The 6771-nt window shown below is 33.9% G+C and carries 6 protein-coding genes and 1 pseudogene; all 7 read right to left on the bottom strand.

The genetic code is table 11. The features are described from left to right. Positions 1-209: 209 nt before the first annotated feature. The gene (locus ABH957_RS29370; protein WP_404458414.1) at positions 210-668 is read right to left on the bottom strand and encodes an ASCH domain-containing protein; all 459 of its coding nucleotides are present in this window, start codon (positions 666-668) and stop codon (positions 210-212) included. Between the two features lie 244 nt (positions 669-912). Continuing rightward, positions 913-1684 (bottom strand): annotated as a pseudogene (locus tag ABH957_RS29520) (M20/M25/M40 family metallo-hydrolase); the annotation flags it as partial. 390 nt (positions 1685-2074) lie between these two features. Continuing rightward, positions 2075-2872 (bottom strand): undecaprenyl-diphosphate phosphatase, encoded by a 798-nt coding sequence (bacA, locus tag ABH957_RS29360; protein WP_404512909.1) that lies wholly within the window; start codon positions 2870-2872, stop codon positions 2075-2077. A gap of 17 nt (positions 2873-2889) precedes the next feature. Next, positions 2890-3627 carry an ABC transporter permease gene (locus tag ABH957_RS29355; RefSeq protein ID WP_044438117.1) on the bottom strand — a complete coding sequence of 246 codons (738 nt, stop codon included), beginning with the start codon at positions 3625-3627 and terminating at the stop codon, positions 2890-2892. Further along, the gene (locus ABH957_RS29350) at positions 3620-4549 is read right to left on the bottom strand and encodes an ABC transporter ATP-binding protein (protein WP_404512907.1); all 930 of its coding nucleotides are present in this window, start codon (positions 4547-4549) and stop codon (positions 3620-3622) included. Before ABH957_RS29350 ends, ABH957_RS29355 begins: the two co-directional genes overlap by 8 nt. A 68-nt stretch (positions 4550-4617) precedes the next feature. Further along, on the bottom strand, positions 4618-5631 hold the full coding sequence (locus ABH957_RS29345) for a sensor histidine kinase (protein WP_404512905.1): 1014 nt from the start codon (positions 5629-5631) through the stop codon (positions 4618-4620). After that, complete coding sequence (locus ABH957_RS29340) at positions 5621-6334, bottom strand: response regulator transcription factor (protein ID WP_404512903.1); 714 nt, start codon at positions 6332-6334, stop codon at positions 5621-5623. Before ABH957_RS29340 ends, ABH957_RS29345 begins: the two co-directional genes overlap by 11 nt. Between the last annotated feature and the right edge of the window lie 437 nt (positions 6335-6771).

Raw genomic sequence — 6771 nt, 5'->3', positions numbered from 1 at the left:
TCTCTAGCGCCGATGGTAGTTGGGACCTTGTCCCTGTGAGAGTAGGACGTCGCCAAGCAACTTTAAGACGAGTCAGAATGACTCGTCTTTTTTGTGTTTAATGAAATAAGCTTGTTATTAATGGCTCAAGAAATCCATTGATAACAAGCTTATTTGTTTAGAGATAAATGTATTTATCTAGTATGGACTTCCGGTAAAATCGTTATTTATCATAGCTTCACTTTGTTTTTTACATCGATAAGCTTAAAACGTTCGCAAACGAGCAGCATATCTTCAGAAAAACTAAGACCAAGTTCGCTTAGTTCCTTTGTAAAGAACTGTATATGGGTGTCTCTCCAGTAACTATAGGTACGATCGCCTTCGCCTTCAGCGATAGTGAATTCTTCAGTCACTTCATTCATTGGCATTATAGTTACTTCTATTGTCTTAATAATAGCTACAGGTTCATACTGACTATTGAGTACAATACTATAATCGTTAGTTGTTGGTAGTGGTTCGTTTTCTAATTCATAAAAAATATGGCCGGAGCATGTTGCGGTTTTCACACCATCAATGACTAGTTTAGCGAGATAATCAGGAGAATCACCAAATTGCCAAGCTGTAACAGATTCTGGTTTTTCATTGTTTCCCCAATAAGTATCCCAATATGATTGTGCTAATGGATTCATTTGTATATTTACCTCACTTTAGTTAAAGTTCACTTTCTTTATAAGACCTGGACAATTTTCCTATTTGTAATAGCTTTGTAGTCATTTAAAATTTGTATTGTTGTATTACGGATTAATAAAGATAATACGCTGAATGAATAGAGTTTGTAAACACGTTCTGTCCATTTATGGCCATCTTTCCCGTAGACGCCCATATAAATAGATGGGATGTTTAATTTTTGGATTGTTTCGTATGGTAATGGATATAGTTGTTATGTAGTCTATTTGTGATTTGGGCTGCAATAAAATTAGGATCAATGCCAGACAATAATGCCAGACAATGTATCACCTACATGTACTTCTCTTCCATAAATATAGAAACAAGGAAGAAGTTTACCTGAAGTTCCTGTATAAATGTAGCGCGGAGTATCTCCATCATATAAAGGTATTATAAAATCATTGTTAAAGCCAAACGATACTGTAATTGTTTTTCTTGCTTCAGTCTTTCGAGTTCGGTTAAGGCAGAGATAATTCCACGATGTTCCCCTTCTTCATCTTCATTGAATAAGAGAAGTAAATTTCCTTCAAATAAATGCACATGTTCTGAGAAGTATAGTATATTGGCTAGATGAATGGCAGCGCCGCTTTTCATATCAAGAGAACCACGGCCGAACAGCCACTCTCCAGGTTTTGCATCGGTTTGAAAATATTGTTCGAGTGTTTCAGGAGAGAAAGCATATTCTTTTAACGATTCGAAGTCTTGAATGCCAACCATATCTAAATGAGAAGGATAGATAATAGTAGAAGTTGAATCATGTGTCCCTTTTACAAACGCAAATGCATTTTGCCCCCCTATTGGATCATGAGGGACATATTGAATCCATACATGCTCGAAAATAAGGGAAGCTTTTTAAAATACCATATAGTTCATCTATAATACCGACTTCGCCGATGGTGCTGTTAATACTATTAAATGAAACTAAATGATTTGTTAGCAATTCGATCTGCTGTTCTAATTGTGTATATAGACATAGGATGAAACCTCCTTAAATCTTATAATTGGGAGTCTTTCATAGAAAAGATAAGTGCAAGTGAAATATAGTACGATTACTTAAATGCAAGGAAGTAGTTTCATGGAACGTTTGTTCTGTGTTGGTATAATGGGCATATTCAATCAATTGAGGTGTTTATTTTTAATTCAGTATATGTGTTTAAAGAAGAAATGCTATTACTAGGTTCGGATTTCAAATATAGCTTTTAACGTTACATATTTTAATGAAGTGTCGATTGATAGCAAAGAATATTCTGATTATTAAAGTTGATCTATTACCCACTATGCCATATTGAAGTGAGTAATACTAGAGGTGAAATAGATAAAAACCGATATTCCTTGAATATCGGTTTAATAATATGTGGCTTATATGAAGCTATAGCAATACGAAAAGTGTAAATAAGATAGCTAACAAAATACGATAATATGCAAAAGGTTTTAAACCTATCTTTTCTAAAAGTTTCAGGAAAGTTACTACCGCTAGCATTGCTACAAGAAAAGAGGTAATGAATCCTACCGCAAACATAGGAATATCATCTACACTTAAATACTTCCAACTTTTTAATAAGTCTAACCCTGTAGCTCCGGCCATTACAGGAATGGCAATGAGAAAAGAGAACTCAGATGCAGCCTTATAATTTACTTTTGCTAATAGCCCTCCAGAAATAGTAGAGCCCGCTCTAGAGAAGCCAGGATATACTGCTAAGCATTGAAATAATCCAATTGTTAATGCTTGACGGTATGTTAAATCATCTAGTGAAAAGGCGGTTGCCTCTGCTTTTTTTGCTTCTGCAAAAAGCATAAGAATTGCTCCTGCTACAAGTCCGATTACGACAGTATACGGCTGAAATAAGTATGTTTTAATAACATCATGTAATAATAAGCCAACAACTACTGCTGGGAATACACCGAGAAAAACATGTAATGCATTGAATTTTTTCTCTTTCCGTAGAAGGGGGCTAATATTACATAAAGAAACAAGGCGTTTATGATATAAAATCGCGATAGCTAAAATTGCCCCTAACTGTATGACGATTTCAAATGTTTTTGCCCTTTCTCCTTCAAAACCTAATAAATGTCCGACTAATATAAGATGGCCAGTAGAAGAGATGGGTAAAAATTCAGCTAACCCTTCTACAATGCCAAGTATGAAGGCATTGATAAGATCTCTCATAGTTTCACTCCTATAAATTAATGAATATCTACTCTTTTAAAATAGAATAGTGTTGTAATAAATCCGAAAATAGCTGTTACTGCAATGATGATATAAGAATACTCTGGTGGATAAGTCGGTTGTAATTCGTTATTTGCTATATCTAGAGTAGCGGTCCATGGGAATAGGTCTTTATGTTTTGAATTTACGATCATAAGGTTAGTCATTGTAATAATGATTGTTAATATAATAGGCGGTACATAGGTCTTCATTACAAGAGTTAGTAGTACAATAGGTGAAGACAAAAGAAAGAGAAGTCCACCACATATTAAAAATTTTATGAGAGAGCCTAAAAGTAAGGTGATACTAAACCCAGGGAAGCTACCTATTAGCCCTAATAATAAAGTTAGCGTCCAAGCAACTAAAGTTAGCATCATGATCCAAAGGAATAGAAGGATAAACTTACTTATAATAAAGCTAATACGTGATACTGGGATAGTTAGCAAATTTTTTAATGTATCTTCCGTGTATTCACGGGTAAATAGATAAGCGATTACAACTCCATATAAGGGGAATCCTATAATTAAAGTAGTGTATAGGTTAACTTCAGTGAACAGTTGACCAAATAAAATAGTTGGAGTAGGTTGCTTTGTCTTCATGTGTATATAAGAAGCTACAACCACTAAAAATGGCGCGACACCTGCTCCGATAATACTAATCAAAAACATATTGGATCGTTTCAATTTTAATAGTTCTGTATAAAGCAGATTAACCAATTGTGCCACCCCCAACTAGTTTGGTGAAATAATCTTCTAGTCTATCTTCGCTCATCACAATTTTTAATACTTCAATATCGTTACGAACTAACGTTCTGTTGATGTGTCCCTGCTGTCCAAAGTGGGAATAAACGCGAATATTTCCTTCATCATGTACCTCATAATCAAAAATTTGAAAATGATTTTCTAATAGCATCGCAGCTTTATTATCATTATTTACTTGGAATTCTATGTACTTACGATTGGCTTTACGCAGTGTATCAAGAGAAACTTCTTCTAATAACCTTCCTTCATGAATAATTCCCATACGATCGACTAGTTGTTCCACCTCAGCTAATATATGACTAGAAATGAGTATCGTTATATTTCTTTCTTGAGCTAAAGATTTAATGAGTTTTCGCATTTCTTTAATACCGATTGGATCTAGTCCGTTAGTTGGTTCATCTAGTATGAGTAGTTCAGGATAATGGAGAAGAGCACGTGCGATTCCTAAGCGTTGCTTCATTCCTAAAGAGTATTTTCCTACTAATTTTTTTGTTTCGTGCTGCAAGCCTACAATTTCGAATGCTTCTTCAATTGCATTCCTTTTGTGAACACCAATTATCTTTGCATTAATTAATAAGTTCTCTCTTGCAGTTAAGTTTTCATAAAATCCTGGGACTTCAACGATAGAACCGATTCTTCTTAAAATGTCTTTTGGATTCCGAAGTAAATCCTCACCGAATATTTCTATATTTCCACTTGTAGGTTTTATAAGACTAAGCAGCATACGGATTGTAGTTGTTTTACCAGCACCGTTACGCCCTATGAATCCATAAATCTCTCCTTGCTGTACATTTATATTTAGATTATCTACTGACTTTTGGTTCCCATAAACTTTAGTAAGGTTTGTCGTTTTTATAATTGTATTTATAGGGGGCACCTACTTTCTATAAGTTCTTAATTACATAATAAAAAGGAAGGTTTAACTGCATATTAATCATTTCTTAACTATTTCTTAAACGTAGTGTGTTTTGGGACGGAAAAACCAAAAGTAGTTCGTTCCCAAGGAATACTGTCAACCCATATACGCCCACCATTTTTTTCAACGAGGGCTTTAGAAATAGAAAGTCCGAGGCCACTACCACCGTAAGAAGGATTTCTTGATTGTTCGCTGCGGTACATCCGCTTAAATACGTTTTGTAAATCATGTTTTGGAATACCGGGTCCCTTGTCCCGAATAAGAATCTCATATTCTGTATTGGTTTCTAGTAGTTCGACTCCTACTATTTTCCCAGCTTTTCCGTGATGGATAGCGTTTTTTATTAGATTACCTATAATTCGTATAAGGCTAAGGTGATCTGCAATAATAGGAGAAGTAGATTCTGGTATGAGAACTTGTAGTTCAATGTTATGTTTTGATAGCTCGGGTAAAAACTCGATTAATACTTCTCTAGTAACTTCAGAAAAATCGAGTTCTTCTTCTTTTAATGGAAATTCATCAGCATCTAGCTTGGCCATATTAAAGATTTCATCGACCAGATGTTTTAAGTCATTCGATTTCTTATAAAGTATTTCAAGATATTCTTGCTTTTCTACTTCAGAAGTAGCGACATCATCTTTTAAAGCATCAATATATCCAATAATAGAAGTGAGTGGTGTCCGGATATCATGTGAGATATTAGATAAAAGTTGTTTTCTAGCTTCTTGGGATTTCTTTGCTTCGATCTGCCCCTTTTCTAATGCAGCTATTAATTCGTTTATTGAAAACACGATATTATTTAATGAACAGTCGTTATTTGTGAATAGCCTCGTTTGTAAATTCCCTTTAAGTGCACGGCTTAATTTAGTGACCATTGATTTGCGATTTTGAATAAATTGTATTCTTGAAAAGAAAAGATATATTGTAATTAAGATGAGAGTAATAAACAAAGATATTTTTACATGGTATCCCATATCTATATTTAAAAGTCCGCAAATGATAAGTTGTAATGAAATAAGAAAGAGGACCTTATCATTTTTCAACCTTTTCACCTACAAACTTATAACCGATTCCCCATACAGTCTGAATGAATTTTGGATTGGAAGAATCAATTTCTATTTTCTTTCTAAGCTTTCTAATATGCACCATAACTGTTTTATCATCTTCTATATAATTATCGTCCCATACATTCCGAAAGAGTTGTGTTTTCGTAAATACTTGCTCTGGGTTTGAAGCGAAGAATTTTAATAGTTCAAGTTCTTTTCCAGTTAAGTTGATTTCTTTTCCGTTCGTATGGACTGTGTATTTTTTAAAATCGATAGTTAGTCCTTTAAATGTTAAAGTTGTTTTCTCTTGTACGTTAGTGTTACTTCCAAGAACTAAAAAACGTCGCATAAGAGCTTTTACTCTCGCAACCACTTCGTGAATACTGAAAGGTTTCGTAATATAATCATCAGCACCTATGCTTAAGCCCAAAATTTTATCAACTTCGTGATCTTTAGCAGTTAGCATTAATATAGGAATATTAGTTGTATCTCTAAGTTTTCTGCACACTTCGATACCATCTACTTTCGGCATCATAAGATCTAATATAACGAGGTTGTAGTTATTTTGGTTAAATAAGCACAACGCTTCTTCGCCATTAATTGCAGTATCTACCATATATAATTCTCGCTCTAAATATCTTTTTAATAAGTCTCGAATTTCTTTATCGTCATCTGCTATAAGAATACGTATATCTTTCATATCGTCACCTGTTTCTAATAGAATGTTATTGATATTACAATTTGATAAACAAAGGGGGATAGGGAGCGGTAATAAAAAATAAAGCAACTTTCTAAGTATATACTATTAATTGTTAAAATAAGGTTGCTAGTTTAGCTGAAAAGAATCAATCGTATGAGTTCGGTAAGATGGGGGAAGCAAGTCCTTTGAAATAGAGAAGTGCCTAAATTGAATAGTATTTAGAAGAATAGATTGGTAAAGAAAAGTAAACGGTGGTGGCTATTTTAATGAAACCTTTGTAGGTCCTTATCTAGAGTTAAAAGAGTGCAAAGGTACTAAATTAAATTTCTTTATAAAAAGGTGTTGACGATTAGTATATAGAGGTGTAATATAGAACAAGTCGCCGATGCAATAACGCAGAACGCGGCAAACAAAATGAAAAACTTAGTTGACATTAA

The sequence above is a fragment of the Bacillus sp. RC242 genome (genome assembly GCF_044908245.1).
GTDB lineage: Bacteria > Bacillota > Bacilli > Bacillales > Bacillaceae_G > Bacillus_A > Bacillus_A mycoides.
The sequence above is the reverse complement of the archived record's forward strand: the minus strand, read 5'-3'. Positions and strand labels throughout refer to the sequence as shown.

What these genes read in the sequence shown, in the direction of transcription:
- bacA (WP_404512909.1), bottom strand. Translation starts at nt 2,872, where the DNA reads ATGAGAGATCTTATCAATGCCTTCATACTTGGCATTGTAGAAGGGTTA.
- ABH957_RS29340 (WP_404512903.1), bottom strand. Translation starts at nt 6,334, where the DNA reads ATGAAAGATATACGTATTCTTATAGCAGATGACGATAAAGAAATTCGA.
- ABH957_RS29370 (WP_404458414.1), bottom strand. Translation starts at nt 668, where the DNA reads ATGAATCCATTAGCACAATCATATTGGGATACTTATTGGGGAAACAAT.